Source organism: Pantoea sp. 22096 (assembly GCF_052045955.1).
GTDB classification, from domain to species: domain Bacteria; phylum Pseudomonadota; class Gammaproteobacteria; order Enterobacterales; family Enterobacteriaceae; genus Pantoea; species Pantoea alfalfae.
Genome location: NZ_JBQEPW010000007.1, coordinates 74,989 through 95,007, shown reverse-complemented (window position 1 = coordinate 95,007; position 20,019 = coordinate 74,989). Strand labels below are relative to the sequence as shown.

Annotated in this window: 15 protein-coding genes; 8 read left to right on the top strand and 7 right to left on the bottom strand. The window is 53.6% G+C overall.

What is annotated here, in order from left to right:
- Positions 1–160: 160 nt before the first annotated feature.
- Entirely contained in the window at positions 161–1,177 is a 1,017-nt protein-coding gene (ahr, locus tag ACTJKZ_RS18800) for an NADPH-dependent aldehyde reductase Ahr (protein ID WP_107320469.1), read from the bottom strand.
- A 104-nt stretch (positions 1,178–1,281) separates the two neighbouring features.
- Positions 1,282–3,255, bottom strand: a complete 1,974-nt coding sequence (locus ACTJKZ_RS18795; protein ID WP_222925694.1) for a methyl-accepting chemotaxis protein — start codon at positions 3,253–3,255, stop codon at positions 1,282–1,284.
- 358 nt (positions 3,256–3,613) lie between these two features.
- Between ACTJKZ_RS18795 and ACTJKZ_RS18790 the strand changes: the two genes are divergently transcribed.
- Entirely contained in the window at positions 3,614–3,853 is a 240-nt protein-coding gene (locus ACTJKZ_RS18790) for a type II toxin-antitoxin system RelB/DinJ family antitoxin (RefSeq protein ID WP_161736679.1), read from the top strand.
- A gap of 124 nt (positions 3,854–3,977) precedes the next feature.
- On the opposite strand, the gene ACTJKZ_RS18785 is transcribed toward ACTJKZ_RS18790, so the two are convergent.
- Complete coding sequence (locus tag ACTJKZ_RS18785) at positions 3,978–4,271, bottom strand: hypothetical protein (RefSeq protein ID WP_161736671.1); 294 nt, start codon at positions 4,269–4,271, stop codon at positions 3,978–3,980.
- A 201-nt stretch (positions 4,272–4,472) separates the two neighbouring features.
- Here ACTJKZ_RS18785 and ACTJKZ_RS18780 point away from each other — a divergent pair, with 201 nt between their 5' ends.
- Entirely contained in the window at positions 4,473–4,649 is a 177-nt protein-coding gene (locus ACTJKZ_RS18780; protein WP_009093122.1) for a general stress protein, read from the top strand.
- Between the two features lie 222 nt (positions 4,650–4,871).
- Here the strand turns inward: ACTJKZ_RS18780 and ACTJKZ_RS18775 are convergent, their stop codons facing one another.
- The gene (locus tag ACTJKZ_RS18775) at positions 4,872–7,976 is read right to left on the bottom strand and encodes an efflux RND transporter permease subunit (RefSeq protein ID WP_161736672.1); all 3,105 of its coding nucleotides are present in this window, start codon (positions 7,974–7,976) and stop codon (positions 4,872–4,874) included.
- Positions 7,977–8,260: 284 nt separating this feature from the next.
- Between ACTJKZ_RS18775 and ACTJKZ_RS18770 the strand changes: the two genes are divergently transcribed.
- Positions 8,261–8,428 (top strand): hypothetical protein, encoded by a 168-nt coding sequence (locus tag ACTJKZ_RS18770; RefSeq protein WP_190285975.1) that lies wholly within the window; start codon positions 8,261–8,263, stop codon positions 8,426–8,428.
- A 232-nt stretch (positions 8,429–8,660) separates the two neighbouring features.
- Positions 8,661–9,008: an HNH nuclease YajD gene (yajD, locus tag ACTJKZ_RS18765; protein WP_013356513.1), complete on the top strand. Its 348-nt coding sequence runs from the start codon at positions 8,661–8,663 to the stop codon at positions 9,006–9,008.
- Positions 9,009–9,061: 53 nt separating this feature from the next.
- Here the strand turns inward: yajD and ACTJKZ_RS18760 are convergent, their stop codons facing one another.
- On the bottom strand, positions 9,062–9,790 hold the full coding sequence (locus ACTJKZ_RS18760) for a 2-phosphosulfolactate phosphatase (RefSeq protein WP_285088903.1): 729 nt from the start codon (positions 9,788–9,790) through the stop codon (positions 9,062–9,064).
- 202 nt (positions 9,791–9,992) lie between these two features.
- Here ACTJKZ_RS18760 and ACTJKZ_RS18755 point away from each other — a divergent pair, with 202 nt between their 5' ends.
- From ACTJKZ_RS18755 to ACTJKZ_RS18740, 4 genes are all read left to right on the top strand, one after another.
- Positions 9,993–10,331 (top strand): cupin domain-containing protein, encoded by a 339-nt coding sequence (locus ACTJKZ_RS18755; RefSeq protein ID WP_285088901.1) that lies wholly within the window; start codon positions 9,993–9,995, stop codon positions 10,329–10,331.
- A 526-nt stretch (positions 10,332–10,857) separates the two neighbouring features.
- Complete coding sequence (locus ACTJKZ_RS18750; RefSeq protein WP_285088899.1) at positions 10,858–13,185, top strand: FdhF/YdeP family oxidoreductase; 2,328 nt, start codon at positions 10,858–10,860, stop codon at positions 13,183–13,185.
- 219 nt (positions 13,186–13,404) lie between these two features.
- The gene (locus ACTJKZ_RS18745) at positions 13,405–14,520 is read left to right on the top strand and encodes a metallophosphoesterase (RefSeq protein ID WP_285088897.1); all 1,116 of its coding nucleotides are present in this window, start codon (positions 13,405–13,407) and stop codon (positions 14,518–14,520) included.
- Positions 14,521–14,597: 77 nt separating this feature from the next.
- Positions 14,598–15,398, top strand: coding sequence for an MBL fold metallo-hydrolase (locus ACTJKZ_RS18740; RefSeq protein WP_161736677.1), 801 nt, complete (start codon positions 14,598–14,600; stop codon positions 15,396–15,398).
- 51 nt (positions 15,399–15,449) lie between these two features.
- On the opposite strand, the gene ACTJKZ_RS18735 is transcribed toward ACTJKZ_RS18740, so the two are convergent.
- Together ACTJKZ_RS18735 and ACTJKZ_RS18730 are read right to left on the bottom strand one after the other, a co-directional pair.
- Positions 15,450–17,375 (bottom strand): methyl-accepting chemotaxis protein, encoded by a 1,926-nt coding sequence (locus ACTJKZ_RS18735; RefSeq protein ID WP_253418509.1) that lies wholly within the window; start codon positions 17,373–17,375, stop codon positions 15,450–15,452.
- A 614-nt stretch (positions 17,376–17,989) separates the two neighbouring features.
- On the bottom strand, positions 17,990–19,648 hold the full coding sequence (locus ACTJKZ_RS18730; RefSeq protein ID WP_161736642.1) for a methyl-accepting chemotaxis protein: 1,659 nt from the start codon (positions 19,646–19,648) through the stop codon (positions 17,990–17,992).
- Positions 19,649–20,019 lie beyond the last annotated feature (371 nt).

Sequence of the window (20,019 nt, the reverse complement as noted above, 5' to 3'; positions counted from 1 at the left end):
GGATTCGGGCCAGTTTTGAATGTATCGCTGACGGGAGTCCGAGCTTGATGGAAGAAAGGGCATGACCTGATTGTGAAACAAATTATCAGGAGCAGGGCTGACAACATGAGGACAAAAAAAATGCCGCAGCAGGCTGCGGCATATTCATTTCAGATTCGCATCAGAAATCGGCTTTAAGAACCACGCGGTAATTGGCTTTACCGGCGCGGACGTGATCCAGCGCTTTATTGATGTCTGACATCGGGAAGAATTCAACCTGTGGCGCAATATCCGCACGCGATGCGAGTCGCAACAGCGAGCGCAGCTGGCCTGGTGAGCCGGTTGATGAACCGGTTACCGCTTTGTCGCCCAGGATCAGATCAAAAGCACTGACTTCAATCGGCTTCATTACGGCACCCACAGTGTGGAATTTACCCTGAGGTGCCAGCGCGGCGAAATAAGGTTTCCAGTCCAGGTCGACTGCCACGGTGCTCAGGATCAGATCAAAACGACCCGCCTGCTTCTTCAGGGCTTCAGGATCACGGCTGTTAACCACTTCATCCGCACCCATATCCAGAATCGACTGCTTCTTATCCGGCGTTGAGCTGAAGGCCACGACTTCGGCACCCATCGCGTGCAGGAGTTTAATCGCGATATGGCCCAGACCGCCAATACCAATCACGCCAACACGGCTGGTCGCAGTGATGTTGCTCATCAGCAGGGGTTTAAATACGGTAATACCGCCGCACAGCAGCGGACCGGCGCTGGCCGCATCCAGTTTTTCCGGCAGCGGGATAACCCATTGCCAGTCGGCGCGCAGCTTCTCGGCAAAACCACCCTTGTTCATGATGGTCGGGATGCTGCCCTGCTGACAGTTAACCTGCTCGCCGTTGATACAGGCATCGCAGTGCTGACAGCTTTTGGCTGTCCAGCCAATTCCTACACGCTGGCCGATTGAGAGACCTTTGCTTTTAGCCGCTTCGCCCAGGGCTGAAACCCGGCCAATCACTTCATGTCCTGCAATCACCGGGAACTGAGAGATGCCCCATTCGTTATCGATCATCGACAGATCTGAGTGGCAGACGCCACAATATTCCACCTGGACTTCGACTTCTTCGGCTGCCAGTTCGGCGGCATCGTACTCATAGAGTTCAAGGGCCTGGCCAGCCTGCATGGCTGCATAACTTTTGATTTTCATTAGTACCTCTGCGTGGTTAATCACCGACAAGTGTAACAACTGAAAGCCTGCCTTGCCTGGCCGTTACGCTTACACCGCACTTTTTTGTCTTTTATGTTGATAAATCAGCCTTTAACCTGCGCCCCGGAAAGCGTTTGTAACACTTTGAGCTGCGCGACCGCTTCCTGCATCGCGTCCATTCCCTGCGTCAGTTCACGCAGGCTGCCGAGATGCTTCGCAATGTCGGCGCGCTCATGTCGGGTCTGCTGATTCATGGCTGCCAGCGTATCGGCCGCGCTGATGCTGCGCTCAGCCATCTGTGCCGCCGTCTGTGCCGAGTCATTGGCCACCAGCCGGATCCGTGAGATGGTGGTAACCGCCTCGCCGATGTTACTCGCCGTGGCTTCAGCCTGCTCTTTCGACGAATGTGCCAGACGACGAACTTCGCCTGCTACTACGGCGAAGCCGCGGCCAGCCTCGCCTGCACGTGCTGCTTCGACAGCGGCATTCAGCGCCAGAATGTTGGTCTGGAAAGCTATATTGCTGATGCCATGCGTAATCTCATTGATGCCATTCGATATTTTTTCCAGATCGTCAAGCCCTTCATCCAGCCGGCCCTGCGCCTGCTGACTCTCAGTGGCGATGTTGCTGATGTTACGGATACTGCTTTCTGCCAGACTCAGCGTTTCGCCCTGGCTGTGAGTCGCCGTTTCCAGTACCGGTAGCGCCTCCATCAGCGGCGTCAGCGCCTGCTGATAGTTGATCACCCGATCCAGCACCCGTGTCTGAATGCTGTTCAGCGCTTCCCAGCGGCGCAACGCGCGCTGCGCGTAATGGGCAGCGTAACCGGCATACTCCACCGGAAACTGGCTCATCGCTTTGACGTCATGATTGAAAAACACCAGCGCCGAAAGCGTCTGATTGATTGGCACGCCCAGGATTTCACCAAAGCTGGAAAAGCCGGCCGCGGCAATCCCTTTGAAGAAGTGGGCATTGTGCAGTTTGTCAGCATTACCTACACGACGCAGGATACAGTCGTTCATGAGTATTGCGGCCGGTTTGCCATGCCGGGCAGTAAAAGCCTGCCACTCCTGCTGTGTCGCCTGTTTAAAGTCTTTTTCTTCCATCAGGAACAGCCGATCGCCAAACTCAAGGTCACAGAAAAAGTGCACGCCACCCGATTCAATTTTGGCGATCGAGCGAATGAAGTACTCCCCACCGACTTTAACGCCGAAAGTTAACCCCTTTAGCCGCTCGGTCAACTGCGCTTCGGTGCAGTTGAGATGTTCACACAGCGACGCGACAAACGGCTGCTGCTGACCCTGACGGTTAAATACAGAAGTGACGGTGCGCGCAATCGGATCGGCTTCAGCAATCAGCCAGCTCTGCTCGCGTGGCGTGAAGTTCTGGCTTTTAAACGGCGCAAAGGATTTTCCTGCTGCCATCTGGCAGAACACGATGACAGCCTTGCCCTGCAGTACCCTCCCACCCGCACCAATCCAGGTGCCATCAAAGGTGATTTTGCCGCCCGCTGAACCACCAATCGCCAGGCAGGGAAAACGCCCACAGTTGTACCAGGCCTGCATCAGAAAGCCTTCTGACGCTGACAATCCATCGCAGTAAATCATGGCGAAAGTACGATCCGCCGAAAGCGGCATCCGCACCTGCAACCGTGCCAGCTCCTGCTGGATGGCGGTGATACGCTGGCTGGCGGTCTGTGTGTCGGCGACATGCAGGTCGACAATGTGTGTCTCATGACTGGCGATCAGCGTGTCGGGCAGCCAGAGATAGCTTCCTTCCGGGCCATTCCCCTCACAGTAGGTACTTTGTGATCGACTGCTGCTCAGCGCACCGTTGGAAGAGAGCGTCAGCACCGTCAGATCGGGGGTGTTAAAGCGCTGCCAGGCCTGACTGACCCGCTGAAAATCGGCTTCTGGTGGAACAAACGTCATCAGGATCCCGCCCGCGCGCGAGCTTAAACCAATGGAAGAGAGTGAATCTGGCAACGCACGACAATCCCAGGTGCCATTCGCTGGCTGGCTGCTACGCCTAAGACGGGCAACAGGCAGGCGTCTTTTGATCGTCTTAATGATCGACATATTATTATTTTCGCTTTTATGTGAGTAACTTGCGCTTAATTCGCATTGTCTGATGTGTATAAAAGGAGGGCTAAATGCAGGTCCGTTCGCGTTCAGAACTCGTCGCTGAGTGCCGGATTCATCATTGACTGGCGCGCTCAACGCCATTGAGTTATCGCCACCAGCGGGAAAACCTTTAACGATTGCTGCAGTTGGTTTAATGGATGAGTTTGTTACATTTTCGTAGCATAAAATAATACAGGACGAGAGTCTGGCGGGCAGATGTAAAGCTGTGCTGGTAACTGATGTCTGCTGTTTGCGATGCAGACTCACCAATACGCTAATTGTAATGTCAAATGTAAATACAAAAGGGCTGACCCTGGGCACAATTAACATTCGAATCGATGATGATCTGAAAACACCATCCTATGCTGCGCCCGAAAAAATGGGTGTAACGCCATCTGATGCGCTGCGCCTCATGGCTGAATATATCGCAGATAATGAACGTCTTCCCTTTAAGCAGACGTTACTCAGTGACGAAGATGCAACGTTAGCAGACAGCGTTAAAGAACGCCTGAGGAACCCTGAGCCTGTACGGGTCACACTGGATGATCGTTAATGCGCTGGGTCGGTTATGTGGTGGCTGTCGGAAAAAGAGAGCACTCAGAGGTTTATTCTGCGGCCTCCTGGCGTCTCTCTTAATCGGACGCCTTCACTGCTAAAAATGAGCAGCTCTCTGCTCATTATGCACTCTGCTCCTGCCAGTGCCGTTCGCAACGCTCCCGCGCTTCGGCAGTCAAATCGCGTAGATCGGGCAGCGTATCGCCGGAGCCGTAGCCCATTGATCCCATCGCTTCCTGCTGTTCATCCTGCGCAGCAAAAGTGATTTTCTCCTCCAGTTTCTGCCAGCTATCGCCCTGCTGTCGTGAGATCACAGCAAAAGTGGGCGTCTGTGCATCATCGCCGTAGATTTCATATTTCTGCTTCTGCTCGTCAGAACCAAACTCAAGCGTGTCGATTAATGTCGCGTCGCTCATAGCATTCTCCTTTTTCGTCAGGCCTTTAAGCGTAGCTCATCAGTCATTGCCCTGCTGTGGCTAACCGGCAGAAGAAATTTAATCTCTGCCTTATCAAGGCCTTGACGCTGTGCATTTGCATAAACGAAGCGGGCGACTATGCTTCCTGGTGTGACTAGCTAGTCCTTTTTATCTAATGGAACATTGATATGAGGTCTTCCTATGACACAACAGAAATACAGAGGTGGTGCCGGTAATTTTGCCAACGATCCGGAACGTGCGAGTGAAGCTGGCAGTGCAGGAGGCAAAGTCAGTGGGGGCAATTTCAAAAATGATCATGAGAAAGCCAGGGAAGCCGGTCGGAAAGGAGGCAAGATTAGTCGCCGTCCTTCTAAGTAATTCTGAATAAAGCGCTTTAGGACGTTTTACGCCATGGAGTGGCATCTCTCCTGAGTGAACCCACGACGATTTTCGCCCCTCATCTGTCTCTGCCATAAAATACTTTTACGCTTTTTCACCTCTCTGGTATGCGCGACCCGGATAGCGGATCTGACGGCACGTTTTACCGGAGGAGCCGTGATTTCAGCCCGCCAGTCCTGTCGGACAGACGAGCTGAGAGCATTATTTTGCGTCACGATGCCGGGTCAGATAGTGCTTCACCAGCACAAAGAATAGCGGAACGAAGAATAATGCCAGCACGGTACCTGCCAGCGTGCCGCCAATGATACCGGTGCCGATGGCGATGCGGCTGTTAGCACCGGCACCGGTCGCCAACGCCAGCGGTATCACCCCGGCGATAAAGGCCAGTGAGGTCATCATAATCGGTCGCAGACGGGTGCGTGCCGCCAGTAACGCTGCAGCACTCAGCGAACTGCCCCGACGCACTGCATCCTCGGCAAATTCGATAATCAATATCGCGTTCTTGGAAGTCAGCCCGACCGTAGTCAGCAACGCCACCTGGAAGTAGATATCGTTGCTTAATCCGCGCAGCGCCACGGCAAGCACCGTACCCAATACACCGAGTGGCACCGCTAACAGTACGGAGAATGGCACCGACCAGCTTTCATACAGCGCAGCCAGGCAGAGGAAAACCACCAGAATCGAGATCGCATAAAGCGTGGTCGACTGCCCGCCCGCCTGCTTCTCCTGCAGCGAGAGTCCGCTCCACGCGCCCGTCGTGCCTGCCGGTAGTTCATTGGCCAGCCGCTCAATGGTGTTCATGGCATCACCGGAGCTGAACCCTTCGGCGTTCTGACCCTGAATTTCATACGAGGCAGAGCCGTTGTAGCGGTTAAGACTTTCCGGTCCCATGGTCCAGCGGGTCGAAGCAAACGCTGAGAACGGCGTCATGCTGCCTTCACTGTTACGGATGTACCACTTATCCAGATCCGACGGCGCGGAGCGATACTGACCATCGCCCTGCAGATAAACGCGTTTCACCCGGCCACGATCAATAAAGTCATTGATGTAAGCTCCGCCCCAGGCGCTGGTCAGCGTGTCGGTCACATCATCCAGCTGAAGTCCCAGCGCCACCGCTTTACTGGTATCGATATCAATCTGCAGCTGCGGAGTCTGTGGCAGGATATTCGCCCGCACGCCGATCAGTTCCGGGCTTTGCGCGGCGCTCTGCAACAGCTGATCGCGGAGGTTACCCAGTTGCTCACGCGTGGTGCCACCGCTGGCCAGCAGCTCATAGGTGAAGCCATTATTCTGTCCCAGCCCCGGCACCGACGGCGGTGTCAGTGCAAAGATCTGCGCATCCCGAATCGACGCAAGCGCATAGGTGGCGCGTCCGGCAATCGCTTCGGCAGAGTTCTCACTGCCGGGTCGCTGGTCCCAGTTTTTAAGTTTGATAAACGCCATACCGGCATTCTGCGCCGCACCGCTGAAGTTAAAGCCGTTGATGGTGAAGACCACATCAATGTTCTGTTTCTCTTCCGTCAGGAACCAGTCAACAATCTGCTGATTAACGGCCTCTGTGCGGCTGGCGGTTGCGCCCGCAGGCAACGTCGCCTGAAGCATAATGCTGCCCTGATCTTCGGTCGGCAGGAAGCTGCCTGGCAGTCGGGTGAACATCACAAACAGCACCACGCCCATTGCGGCGTAGAGTGACACCATGATTAGCGGACGACGCAACGTTTTCACCACTTTATGACGATACTGACGCTCGGTGGCAGCATAAAAGCGGTTAAACCCGCCAAAGAAGCCTTTGCGATGGGGTGCTGTTGGCCGCAGCAGCATGCCACACAGCGCAGGCGTCAGGGTTAGCGCCACCACCACAGAGAAGGTCATGGCGGCTATGATAGTGACGGAGAACTGCCGATAGATCACGCCGGTTGATCCGGCAAAAAAGGCCATAGGCAGAAAGACAGCGGAAAGCACCAGCGCGATAGCCACCAGCGCACCGGAGATCTCCTTCATCGACTTTTCCGTTGCCTCACGCGCCGGCAAACCTTCGTCATGCATAATGCGCTCAACGTTTTCCACAACCACGATCGCATCATCCACCAGTAGCCCGATAGCCAGTACCATCGCAAACAGCGTCAGGGTATTGATGGTATAGCCGCACAGCGCCAGTACACCAAAGGTGCCGAGCAGCACGACCGGCACCGCCAGCGCCGGGATCAGCGTCGCGCGGATGTTTTGCAGGAACAGGTACATCACCACCACCACCAGCGCGATGGCTTCAATCAGGGTGATCACCACATCCTCAACGGAGATTTTGATGAAGTCGGTGCTGTCGAGCGCATAGGCCACTTCGTAGCCCTGCGGCATCGAGTGGCGATACTCTTCAACTTTGTTTTTGACCAGCGTCGCCGTGGCCAGCGCATTCGCACCCGGTGCCAGCATTACGCCGACACCCGCCGCAGGATGCCCGTTGAGTCGGGTGGTCATGTCATAAGATTCGCCGCCCAGCTCTACCCGCGCCACATCCCCTACCCGCACGATGGCGCCGCTTTTATCACTTTTAACAATGATGTTGCGAAATTGTTCCGGCGTCTGCAGCCGTGACTGCGCTCTGACCGTGGCCGTGAGTTGTTGATTGTCAGGTGATGGAAGGCCGCCGATTTTACCGGCTGAAACCTGAATGTTCTGCGAGCGTATTGCTGCCGACACGTCGGAGGGCTGCAACGCATAAGAGTTTAGCTTGAAGGGATCGAGCCAGATGCGCATCGCATACTGGCCGCCAAACACCTGGATGTCACCGACGCCTTCAGTCCTGGCCAGCGGCTCCTGCATATTACTGACCAGCCAGTCGCCGATATCGGTGCTGTTGCTTTTACCTGTCGTATCATACAGCCCCATCACCAGCAGGAAGTTCGACTGTGATTTGGTCACGGTAACGCCAAGCTGCTGCACCTCGCTGGGCAGACGCGAGAGCGCCTGCTGCACCTTGTTCTGCACCTGCACCTGCGCGGTATCCGGATCGGTGCCCTGACTGAAAGTGACGGTGACCGACACATTCCCCTGCGAGCTGCTGCTGGAGGTAAAATAGAGCAGATTATCCAGCCCGGTCAGCTGCTGCTCAATCACCTGAGTGACGCTGTTCTCCAGCGTCTCCGCAGAGGCACCGGTGTAAGTCGCACTGATATTTACCGAGGGCGGTGCAACATCAGGATATTGTTCAACCGGCAACAGGGTGATGGAAAGCGCACCAAGCAGCATAATTAAAATGGCAACAACCCATGCGAACACGGGACGATAAATAAAAAAGCGAGAAAACATCAGCGGGATCTCATCCTGTGGGGCGGGAGTAAAACCTGCATTCCTGCAGGTCAACAAACTGCGTTGATTATAGGTTGTCACATCCGGTTAAACATCCTGACATGATCTTTTCCTCAACCGGGCTGATCGCGACGCGGTGCCGCCAGTTTATTTTGTAGCGGCCTGATCGGGTCATATCCGGTGTGATTGCTAAAAACATCGGTGTGGAACGAATCTGATGATGAACTGAGCAAAATAGTCATCCCTGACTATCCTGAAAAAAGGATATCAATCAGGAGAGAACAATGAAATTTTTCTACTTCGTTTCGCTTATCGCCTCTGCACTCTATTTACTGATCTTTCTGCCCAAACTCCGTACCCGACGCGAACCCATTGCCTACTGGGGGTGCTGGATTTATCTGGGAGCCAACGCGATTTTCTGGGCAGTTTATGGCATCCGGCATTACATTTAGCGCGGGATTTTAAGCAAAGCGGTAAATCTTCATGTTTCTGGCGTTATCCTGTTGATAGGCAGGGCTAGCGCTGGCAACAGGTTAAGTTTTTAGTAGCGGGTAGCTGCCGGTTATCGCTTTGAGCTTGTCAGCCCGCCTTCCCGCGTAACAGGATGATTTTTCCTCTGGTTCCGTTGTGGGATATAGTGTCTGCACTATCGTGAACACCTCTGCAAAACAGGTAATCAATGCCATGGCTCTGATCCCTAAAAACTATTCGCGGCTGGAAAGCGGCTACCGTGAGAAAGCACTTAAAATCTATCCGTGGGTGTGTGGGCGCTGCTCACGCGAATTTGTTTATTCAAATCTGCGCGAGCTGACGGTTCACCATATTGATCATGACCACACCAATAATCCGGAAGATGGCAGCAACTGGGAGTTGTTGTGTCTCTATTGTCACGACCATGAGCACTCGAAGTACACCGAAGCTGACCAGTATGGCACCCGCGTTGTCGCAGGCGAGGATGCACAAAAAGATGTTGGTGAGGCGACCTACAATCCCTTTGCCGATCTGAAGTCGATGCTGAATAAGAAGAAGTAACCACTTAATTTTGAGCCTGTCAGGACAACAATGCGCTGACAGGCTCAGCCTCGTTATGAACCTGCCGCATAAAAATCACCCTGCAACTGACAGGCCCACTGCGCGCTATCCAGATCCAGACAGAGATCGACATCCTCCTGAAATCCGCGCTGTTGAAGTTCCAGCGCTGAAGCGCATTCGCGAAGAGATAATAGATTCAACTGCTGCCAGGCGGCAACCGCACCTGCTGCTTCCGGGGAGCAACGGTCATGCCCGATTGCCGCAATAATGCCACCGGCTGCAGCATAGTCCTCTGTGGCCGGCCGAAGCGTGCCATCGGGCCAGCGCTCCCCACAGGGGATAACCAGAATGCGTTTAAAGTCCCGGCAGGCCATTGCAGTCTGCGAGAGGTTCCTGAAGCAACCGCTGAATACGGTGACGTCCGTATCCACATCCCGGGCCAGGAATGAAATCGCTGATCCATTGGGAGACGGCAGTACCAGTTTCTCGCCCTCTGCTATTTTCCTGATCGACGCAGGCGAGAGACTAAAACCGTCCCTGTCAGATAACCTGTCGAAGCTGGCGAGCCGTGCGCCGATGTTGTTTGCAAAACCGATGGCAGATGCATCCTTCCAGGGGTAAGGATAAACCTGTGCGCCATTATCGACCGCTATGCTGACACAGGTGGAGAAAGACATCACATCGACGATCACGATACACTCCACATTCTTTGCCGCGTAACGGACTGCTGCTGTCCCCCACTCAAGGCGAACATCAAATCTGTCCTGATTAAACCAGTGCATATCTCATCCTCCGTTACAGCCTGTCAGGCGTGCACCGCTCAATCTATGACACGCCATTGGCGGGTCATGATCGATTAGGTTACCACCACAGCCAAAAATCCATTGAGGTTATTACCAACACTAAAATTTGAGCGTCAACAACCTGGCCTTGTATAGTTAGCCGGGGTTTGAATCCTTACAACAACAATCAGGGCGCAGGACGATGATTTCAAAAGAGAATGCAGAACATTATGTCTGGGGAGACGGGTGCGATGGCTGGTATCTGATAAACCGCAAAGATATGTTAGTCATTCATGAAAAAATGCCGCCCGCCACCCGTGAGAAAAGACACTATCATGCTTCATCCCGGCAGTTTTTCTTTGTTCTTCAGGGCGTACTGTCGATGGAGCTGGAGGGCGAAGTGCATGATATCAGTGCGCAACAGGGAATCGAAATTCCGCCACACGCTAAACACCAGGCCAGAAATAACAGCGATGCGCCAGTGGAGTTTATTGTGATTTCTCATCCGACAACACGAGGCGATCGTACAGACTTCTCCTGATCGGCCAACAACGCCCGGCAACGGTGCTGTCTCATGATGTGAACAGATACCTGCAGAACGATACTTTAAATACCAGAGCGGGTTGTTAATTTGTGCGGTAATAACGATCTGTTATATTTTCCTGTGCCCGGTTCCCGTTACACCAACACTGCCGTTGTGAATATTTTTTCCGCTTTAGTGTACAGGTAGAAATATTAACCGTAATGACTTTCCCCCTAAGAAATTAAATACTTCAGGCTCGCTATCAGATTATCAGCCTTCTATAACAACCATTTACCTGCCATCGTTTTATTACCAGTCATAGTAATCTTTCAGTCTCTGATAAATTACCCTGATGATAACGCAGTACCGTCTCGTTTATTATCACCTGACCCTCCCTCTTATTTCATACCAGAAAAACAGAGTGCAGGATCCCTGCCGAAACATTTTGAGAAAAAATTTTGCTGAATAATAGCCACAATCCACGTTGCTGTTCCTTTTTATGTACCAGGCTTAGCCGATAACAATAGAGACAATGTGGAGCATTATGAAAGAGCAAAATCGCACAAATGGCATCGCCCCTTATGGGGGTGCTGCCGGTGGTTGGGGCGCACTAAAGGCGGTTGCCGATGCTATCCGCGGCCAGATGTCAGTAAAGCAGGATGTGATTGCCCTGTTTAAAGTCAACCAGCCGCAGGGCTTTGACTGTCCGGGCTGTGCCTGGCCAGACCCGCAACACGCCTCATCTTTTGAATTCTGCGAAAACGGGGCGAAAGCCGTCTCGTGGGAAGCCACCAGCAAGCGCACCACGCCAGAGTTTTTTGCTGCGCATACCGTGACTGAATTGTGGGAGCGCAGCGCACTGCATCTGGAGGGAGAAGGACGGCTGACCCATCCCATGAAGTACGACGGCACTACCGACACCTATCAGCCCATTGAGTGGGAAACGGCGTTCCAGGAGATTGGTGAGCATCTGCGCAGCTATGACGATCCCGATAGCGTGGAGTTCTATACGTCGGGCCGCGCCTCCAATGAAGCGGCGTTCCTGTGGCAGCTGTTCGCCCGCGAATATGGCACCAACAACTTCCCGGACTGTTCAAACATGTGCCACGAACCGACCAGCGTCGGGCTACCAGAGTCGATTGGCGTTGGTAAAGGTACGGTAGAGCTGGAGGATTTTGACCACTGCGATCTGGTGCTCTGTATCGGTCATAACCCTGGCACCAACCATCCGCGCATGCTCGGCACGCTGCGTGAAGTCTCTAAACGCGGGGCCACTATCGTGGCGATAAACCCACTGCGTGAGCGCGGGCTGGAACGCTTTACCTCGCCGCAAAGTCCGATTGAAATGCTGTCAATGAGCTCTACTGAGCTGGCGTCGACCTATTACAAAGTGCGGGTTGGCGGCGACGCGGCAATGCTCAAAGGCGTGATGAAGATCCTGCTCACTATGCACGAGGAGGCATTGAGCCAGGGCAAACCCGGCGTCATTGATGACGCATTTATCAGGGAGCACACAGAAGGTTTTGATGCCCTCAAGGCCGACCTGGAGAGCACCGACTGGGAGCATATCCTGAAAGTCTCTGGCATGGCGCGCGAGGAGATCCAGCATATCGCCCGGCTGTATGCCAGCGCCGAACGGACCATCATCTGTTATGGCATGGGGATTACCCAGCACCAGTATGGCACCCAGAACGTGCAGCAAATCGCCAACCTGCTGCTGATGCGCGGCAATATCGGTAAGCCGGGCGCAGGTATCTGTCCGTTACGTGGACACTCCAATGTGCAGGGCGACCGCACTGTAGGCATCACTGAGATTCCGCCGCAGTCGCTACTGGATGGTATTGAGAAGGTGTTTGGTTTCAGGCCGCCGCAAAAGCATGGTCACGGCGCGGTGGAGGCGATTAAGGCCATGCGCGATGGCAAAGCTAAAGCGCTGCTCTGTCTGGGGGGTAACCTGGCAGAAGCAATCTCCGATCCCCAGGTGACGTTCCCGGCCATGCGTAATTTAGATCTGGTCGTGCATATGGCCACCAAACTCAACCGCTCACACCTGTTACTCGGCAGGCACAACTATCTGCTGCCGGTGCTGGGCCGGACTGAGACCGATGTTCAGGCTACCGGCGCGCAGAGCGTAACCGTTGAAGATTCCATGTCGATGGTACATGCCTCGCGCGGTTCGCTGAACCCGGCTTCACCTCATCTTAAATCTGAACCCGCGCTGGTCGCCTCACTGGCTAAGGCAACCCTGCCAGACAGCGTGGTTGACTGGTCAGCCATGGTCGCCGATTACAGCCGCATCCGTGATGCCATTGAAGCGGTGTTCCCGGCGTTCGAAAACTTTAACGAGCGGATTAAGCATCCGGGAGGTTTCAGGCTCCATAACGCCGCATCAGAACGGGTCTGGCTCACGCCTTCCGGTCGTGCGCAGTTTAAAGTGATGCAGGGCATTAACGAAGATCCCCGCTCGCTGAAATGCCATGATCTGGTCCTCACCACCCTGCGCAGTCACGACCAGTACAACACCACGCTGTACGGACTAAATGACCGCTATCGGGGCGTGACAGGCCGCCGCGATGTGCTGTTTATCAATGCCGAAGAGGCAGAGAAACGAGGACTGCGGGTGGGTGACCGTGTCGATCTTATGGCACTGGATCCGGAGGGTAATCCCACCTCGCGTCAGATGAAAAACCTGACCATCGTGATTATTGATATGGCACCAGGTTCAGTCGGCGCTTACTACCCGGAAGCCAATGTGATGGTTCCGCTCGACAGCCACGATACGAAAAGCGGCATTCCCGCCTATAAAAGTATTCCGATCGCTATGACGCGGGTAACCGACGAGACGCACACCACCTCAGGTATGCTTCGCTAGTCTGACCTGCCAGACAGTGAATGTTGTCAGCGTGGCCAGTGTTCCGGTCACGCTGTTTTTACATTTTCGGCCCTCAGCTTCTTTTATCACCGGTAAAGCACCCCGCGCGAAGTAACCCGAACGGCAGCATCGTATACACTGATGTGCGAAAAACAGTTCTATAAACGATTGTCTCATATTTGCCTGCGCTGACGTTTAGCGCCCTACCGGAAGACTGCCATGTTTCACCTGATTTTCAGCTTACCCAGCTGGTATGTTATTGCGCGCGTGATCATTCCCTTATCCCTGCCACTGGCCATCAAGGTCCTGCTCTCAGCACTGGTGCTGCTGGCCTCACAATATCTGCTGGTAAGCCGCTTTACGTCAGGCGGCATTTTCTCGGCAGAAATGCCCCGCATTATCATCATCCTGTTTAACTGGGCGTACAGCACCGTGCTGCTGCTGGCGCTGCTGCAGATGCTGATGGATGCAGTCATGCTGATCGCGCTGCTGTTGCGGCATCCGCTGGAGCTGGTGCCTGGTGTTCGCTATCTGGCTGCGGTGCTGGCGATGGTGCTGGCTGCTGTTGGAGTGCAGCAGGCGATTCGGGTGCCGCCGGTCAAAGAAGTGACGCTGGTCCTGCCCAATCTTCCGGCTGAGTTCGAGGGCTATCAGCTGCTGCAGCTGACCGACCTGCATATCACCCGGTTGTTTAATGCGGCCTGGACCGCCGCGATGGTTCAGCGAGCGATGTCTCTTAACGCCGATCTGATTGTGATAACGGGCGATGTGATCGATGGCAGCCTGGAACACAGGCGTCATGACGTCGCACCACTGCGCGCGCTGACCGCCCCTGACGGCGTATGGGCGATTACCGGGAACCACGAATATTTCTTCCATCAGGCAATCTGGACAGCATATCTTGCCTCACTAGGGCTGCAGCCGCTGCTCAACAGCCACACCGTTATTCAGCGCGGAACCGCAAAGCTGGTAATTGCCGGCCTGCCAGACGCCTCCGCACCCGGCAGAAATGCGACCGGCCCCGATCTGGCCCGCGCGCTGGCACAGGCACCTGAAAGCGCACCGGTGATCCTGCTGGATCATCAGCCGCGCAATGCCCGCCAGAACGCGGCGCAGGGCGTGGATGTGCAGCTTTCAGGACATACGCATGGCGGTCTGATTATCGGACTGGACCGGCTGTTTGCTAAACCCAATGCCGGATTTGTGTCCGGGCTTTATCAGGTTGGCGGAATGCAGCTCTATGTGAACAACGGCACGGCACTCTGGCCCGGCATGGCGGTCAGGCTGGGCCGTCCATCGGAACTGACGCGGATTACTTTACGCCGCCAGCGGTGATCGTGTGACGAAACTGCGTCAGGAAAGTGCGGTTTTTGCAAGTGTGCATAAGCTTGAGTGAGACAAAGGAGATCACCATGACGATGTTATGTACCGCCTGCGGCACCGCTTATCCGCCCCAGTCTTCTCATCAGCATTGCAAAATCTGCGAGGATGAACGTCAGTACGTTCCTGCCACGGGTCAGGGCTGGATCGCGTTTGACGCGCTGCGCGCCAGCCACGCGAATAAGTGGACGGCCCACAGCGATGCGCTGTTAAGCCTTAAAACCGTGCCTGAATTTGCCATTAATCAGCGTGCCTTTCTGCTGCGTACGCCACACGGCAACGTGCTCTGGGACTGTATTGCTAACCTCGATGACGCCACTTTTACGCTGATCACGGCGCTGGGCGGCATTGATGCTATCGCGATTTCACATCCGCACTATTACACCACCATGCAGGAGTGGGCAGAGGCGTTTAACGCGCCCCTGCATCTGCACGCCCGCGATCGGCAATGGATTGTCCGGGATAGCCCGCATATCCGGTTCTGGGAGGGTGAATCCCTGGCGCTGATGCCATCGGTGACACTGTTACGGCTGGGCGGCCACTTTCCTGGTGGCAGCGTGCTGCACTGGGATGAGGGCGGGGGCGTAATGCTGGCGGGGGATATCATGCAGGTCACGCCGGGTGCGCATGGCGTGTCATTTATGTGGAGCTACCCGAATATGCTGCCACTGTCAGCCGCCACAGTAGGCGACATCCTGCATCGGCTTGATGACGTGACATTCGGGGAGCTTTATGGCGCGTTTGAAGGTCAGGATATTCGTGAGCAGGCGAAAGAGAAAGTGATTCGATCGGGAGAGACCTATCTGGCCTGTCTGCGGGATCATCAGGCGTAGCAGGCGTTGAGAAAAAACAGCCGCCCACAGGTGGCGGCTGCTTTAACACTATTATGCCGTCTGGAACACCGCAACCATAGTACGCAACTGGCCTGCGCGTGCGGCAAGCTCATCAGCAGAAGAGGCCGATTCTTCTACCAGCACGGCGTTCTGCTGCGTCACCTGATCCATCTGGTTCACTGCAATATTGACCTGCGAAATACCACTGCTCTGCTCCTCAGATGAAGAAGAGATATCACGCATCAGCTGAGAGGTCTGTTCAATAGCACTGACGCTCTGCTTCACTTTGTCGCCTGCGTTCTGCGCCATCGCAATCCCTTCCTGCGCATGACCGACCGACTGCTCAATCAGGCTCTTGATCTCTTTTGCTGCACTGGCGGAGCGTTGTGCCAGCGCACGCACTTCGGATGCGACAACCGCAAAACCTTTGCCCTGCTCGCCGGCGCGCGCCGCTTCAACCGCGGCGTTCAGTGCCAGAATATTGGTCTGGAAGGCAATGCTGTCGATCACAGAGGTGATCTCTTCAATCTGACCCGAACTGCCGCGGATTTTGTGCATGGTCTGCATCACGGAATCCATCGCCGCGCCGCTTAACAGTGCCGCCTGCGTCGCTGATTCTGCGCGATCAGAGGCAAAGCGGGTGTTATCCGCATTCTGCTGAATAATTGATGCCAGCTGTTCCATGCTGGCCGCTGTTTCAGCCAATGAAGCCGCCTGCTGTTCGGTGCGAGACGAAAGGTCGCCATTGCCACGGGCAATCTCTTCCGAAGAGTTAGCAATGGTGGCGGCGTTACCTTTGATATCCGAAACCAGCTGGGCAAGACGCTGCTGCATCCGCATTAACGCATTCAGCAGTTCAGCCATTTCATTACTACCGGAAATCGTCAGCTGTGCTGTCAGATCGCCTGCCGCGACGCGACTGGCCACTTCGACCGCTTCTTTGACCGGACGGGTCACCGAGCGGGTGATCATCACCGCCACCAAAATGGCCAGCAGAGCGACGGCCAGCAGACCTGCCAGCAGCAGATACTGCGCCTGACGCCTTTTATCAATCTGTACTTCCATCAGCTGTTGCAGGCGGATACTGGTTTGCTCGCCCAGCTCCGCATAGCGGTTAATCGCCTGAGTAAACACCCGTACATATTCAACCGGCGCCACACTGGCGTGCCCGCTCACAAATATACTATCAGCCAGTTGCAGTGCGCCTTGTGCCTGCTGATTCGCATCCTCTGCCAGACCAGAGAACGTGGTTTTCAGATCCGGCTCAATGAAGAATACCTTGTCCATATTTTTGCTGAACTGTGCCAGCGCGGTTCTGCCATTATCAAGCTGGAATGCCAGACGACTGCGATCGGCCTCAGAAATATTTCCACTGGCAATCAGCGACGTACCATTGGCTCGGATCTGACCCAGAGTTTCAGTCAGCAGCGGCAGGCGACTATAGATGCTGACGATCAGCTGGTAGGTATTTAAATCTGCATCCAGCGAAAGCTGATAAAAATCCAGCACATCCTGATTGGTGTCCAGTAAGACCTGAATCAGATGGGCGTGACGCGTCAGGCTGGTTGCCAGCGTGAGTTTGCCAGCGTTGATATCATCCTGCAGCTGACCCCACTCCTGATTAACCCGCTGCAGCGATTTCAGCGGTTGTGCCTGCTCGTCATCCTTGCGCAGATCGTCAGCAATCGTTCCGGATAACGTATTGATTTGCGAGACCAGCGCCAGACGTGGTGCGTTATCAGGCTTGTTAAGGGAGATGGCGATAGCGCTCTCTGCACGATGACGCTGTAACAGGTTAAGGAGTTTCAGGACTTTTTTCTCAACCGGTATGCCAGATAGCTCTACATTCTTGGTATCGATAAGCTGATTACCTGTCTGAATAAACAGAAAGGTAGGTAAAATAAACAACACCAGTGCAAAGGTGCCCAGTAACAGGAATTTTGCTGGCAAATTAATCCGGTCGAGTATTTTTTTCATTCTTTTCCGCTCTGATGTGTGAGGCGTGCTGGTGAGTAGTGCACAAAATTGCTCGTGTAATATTATTTTTACCCTTTCTTTTGCATAGCCAGAGGCGCCTCATTCAGCACAATATTGCTATAAAGGAAGGAGTTTCGTATAAAATATCAGAAATGTATATCGCAACAGAAAGGAGTATAGATTGTGATACGTTACTTTACAGTGAATAAAATGACGATATTTACTGCAACATTCACCTAAGCCAAATCTATAAATAGCTATAAATATCAATAACATAAAATAACAATACACATACCTGCCTTTTTAGTCGTAAGCCTGACTTCAGCATCAACGTTATGAAAATAAAGAAACTCAAGTTAATGTTATTGTCGCCGATAACAGTCATCCGCACTGTATCGAATTAACTTTCATTATCCTATTAACCCTGGCGAGACCTTCCCCCATGAATATCGATATAGTCTCACCTCACTCGAAAGAGTTAATCTCAGCAGGTTATTTTAATAATGAAATCGATTTCATTAAAAGTTTATTTTGCTTAGCACTGTTTCATTTAGCTAATTAAGGATATAAAAAAGCCCCCACAGTATGGAGGCTATCATTTTACTGCTCAGCTATCAGAAACTTTCCCAGTTCGCCTGAGTCAGGTCGATAGTGTGGCGCTCAGGCTGCTTCGCCGGCAATCCCGGACGACGTACACCAGCGGGCTGTTGCGACGACGCCACACGCTGGTTACTCTCCAGCGTAAAGGTCGCCACCAGCCCTGACAGCGTCTCTGCCTGCTCCTGCAGGGATTTAGAGGCGGATGAAGCCTCTTCTACCAGCGAGGCGTTCTGTTGCGTCACCTCATCCATCTGGCCAATCGCCTGATGAACCTGCTCAATGCCCTTGCTCTGCTCAGACGTCGCCGCGGCAATTTCGTTGACCAGATCGGCTACCTGCTGAATCGCCTGACGGACATTTTCACTGTTTGATCCCACGCCGCTGGCCTGCTCTAAACCGTGTTCAACCTGTGAAACCGACGTTGAGATAAGGTCTTTGATTTCACGTGCGGCAGACGAGGAGCGCTGCGCCAGATTACGCACTTCAGACGCGACCACAGCAAAGCCGCGACCATGTTCACCTGCACGTGCTGCTTCGACTGCCGCATTCAGTGCCAGGATATTGGTCTGGAAGGCGATGCCTTCAATCAGCCCGGTGATTTCAGAAATTTTGGCGGAGCTGGCGCGGATTTCATCCATGGTGTTGAGCATCTGCTTCACTGACGTGCCATTCTGGATCGACATGTGATTGGCGTTATTCGCCAGGCTGCTGGCCTGATGCGCGCCTTCTGAGTTCTGACGAACCGTTTCGCTCAGGGTCGCCATGCTGGCTGCTGTCTGCTCAAGAGATGCCGCCTGCTCTTCAGTACGCGCGGAAAGATCTTCGTTACCTGCAGCAATTTGCGTGGATCCGGCACTGACCGACTGTGCGGCGTGACTGACCGAAAGCAGCGTGCCGGAAACGCGTGACAGCAACTGGTTAAACGCCATCGCCGTTTTGCCGATCTCATCTTTACGGCTGACTTCAGCGGTATGGGTCAGGTCAAGCGTATGGCTCACCTGCGTCATGGTGTTGACGATGCCTGACAGGCTCCTTTTAATGCCGAGGATCACCTTAGCGGAGAAACCGGCCAGCAGCAGAACAAGCAGCAGCGAACCGCCAGACATCATCCACAGCGTCTGTGTATAAATGCGCTTGTTCTCAACCCTGAGCTGTTCGCCAATATCAATATTCAGCTGAATCTGGCGGGTAAAATCTGCTTCCATTTTACGGGCTGCAGCACCTACTCCATTATCACTTTGCAGTAACGGAAGCGTAACAGCATCATTCTGAGCGCGTGACGCGGCAAGAAAAGCTGGCAATGCGCTGCGTACATCATCCAGATTTTTATAAGCCTGCTCGGTCATGGCTTTATCTTCATCGTTTGAGATGTCGTTAGCCATATAATAATCATTCAATGACTTAACCTGCTGAAGCAGATTTTCAATACGTTCCTCTGCCGCAGGAAATTTGGTCGCATCGGTAATGCTCTGGTATCGATAGAGAGCGATCCCTAACTGATTGGTGACACTAATCGATTTGTTAAGGTCACGAATGCTGGGTATCGCGTTCATCTGTACATATTCAAAACGGGATTGAAAGCCCGAAATCACTGATAAGGAAATAATCACCAACGCAATCAGTGACATTGCAAGCAGTGAGAAAATCAATACCAGACGCTGCGTAATAGTCATAAACGTCCCCTGGAGAGAAAATAAGTGTGATCCTGGTTTGAACTGGATTATTTTTATCGGCTTTGGTCTGCGGGGCTTTAATCAATCGTGGAGGATATATTTTTTTATTTTTCCTTGCATCTGTAACAGAGTGAACTATCTCCCGACGTTCTCAGTTAATAATCCATTTCATCTTTCCCCTTTAACAACGTATCCCAACGTAAAGTTTTGCCAGCCTGCTTACACAATCCGATGATCAGGATCAGGCTTCAGATGCTGTCCGTTGGAATCTGATGATTAGCCTGCTAATTCAACAGGATCGCTGACGATAATGGTTGTTGAGAGGCACGTTAACACCATGGCAGAGGGCTACAGATCCTGCAACATCAGTG

Excerpts from the sequence above, each read along its gene's own strand:
- ACTJKZ_RS18730 (WP_161736642.1), bottom strand. The coding sequence starts at position 19,648 with ATGACTATTACGCAGCGTCTGGTATTGATTTTCTCACTGCTTGCAATG.
- ACTJKZ_RS18780 (WP_009093122.1), top strand. The coding sequence starts at position 4,473 with ATGACACAACAGAAATACAGAGGTGGTGCCGGTAATTTTGCCAACGAT.
- yajD (WP_013356513.1), top strand. The coding sequence starts at position 8,661 with ATGGCTCTGATCCCTAAAAACTATTCGCGGCTGGAAAGCGGCTACCGT.
- ACTJKZ_RS18750 (WP_285088899.1), top strand. The coding sequence starts at position 10,858 with ATGAAAGAGCAAAATCGCACAAATGGCATCGCCCCTTATGGGGGTGCT.
- ACTJKZ_RS18760 (WP_285088903.1), bottom strand. The coding sequence starts at position 9,790 with ATGCACTGGTTTAATCAGGACAGATTTGATGTTCGCCTTGAGTGGGGG.
- ACTJKZ_RS18785 (WP_161736671.1), bottom strand. The coding sequence starts at position 4,271 with ATGAGCGACGCGACATTAATCGACACGCTTGAGTTTGGTTCTGACGAG.
- ACTJKZ_RS18795 (WP_222925694.1), bottom strand. The coding sequence starts at position 3,255 with ATGTCGATCATTAAGACGATCAAAAGACGCCTGCCTGTTGCCCGTCTT.
- ACTJKZ_RS18755 (WP_285088901.1), top strand. The coding sequence starts at position 9,993 with ATGATTTCAAAAGAGAATGCAGAACATTATGTCTGGGGAGACGGGTGC.
- ACTJKZ_RS18735 (WP_253418509.1), bottom strand. The coding sequence starts at position 17,375 with ATGAAAAAAATACTCGACCGGATTAATTTGCCAGCAAAATTCCTGTTA.
- ahr (WP_107320469.1), bottom strand. The coding sequence starts at position 1,177 with ATGAAAATCAAAAGTTATGCAGCCATGCAGGCTGGCCAGGCCCTTGAA.
- ACTJKZ_RS18740 (WP_161736677.1), top strand. The coding sequence starts at position 14,598 with ATGACGATGTTATGTACCGCCTGCGGCACCGCTTATCCGCCCCAGTCT.
- ACTJKZ_RS18775 (WP_161736672.1), bottom strand. The coding sequence starts at position 7,976 with ATGTTTTCTCGCTTTTTTATTTATCGTCCCGTGTTCGCATGGGTTGTT.
- ACTJKZ_RS18745 (WP_285088897.1), top strand. The coding sequence starts at position 13,405 with ATGTTTCACCTGATTTTCAGCTTACCCAGCTGGTATGTTATTGCGCGC.
- ACTJKZ_RS18770 (WP_190285975.1), top strand. The coding sequence starts at position 8,261 with ATGAAATTTTTCTACTTCGTTTCGCTTATCGCCTCTGCACTCTATTTA.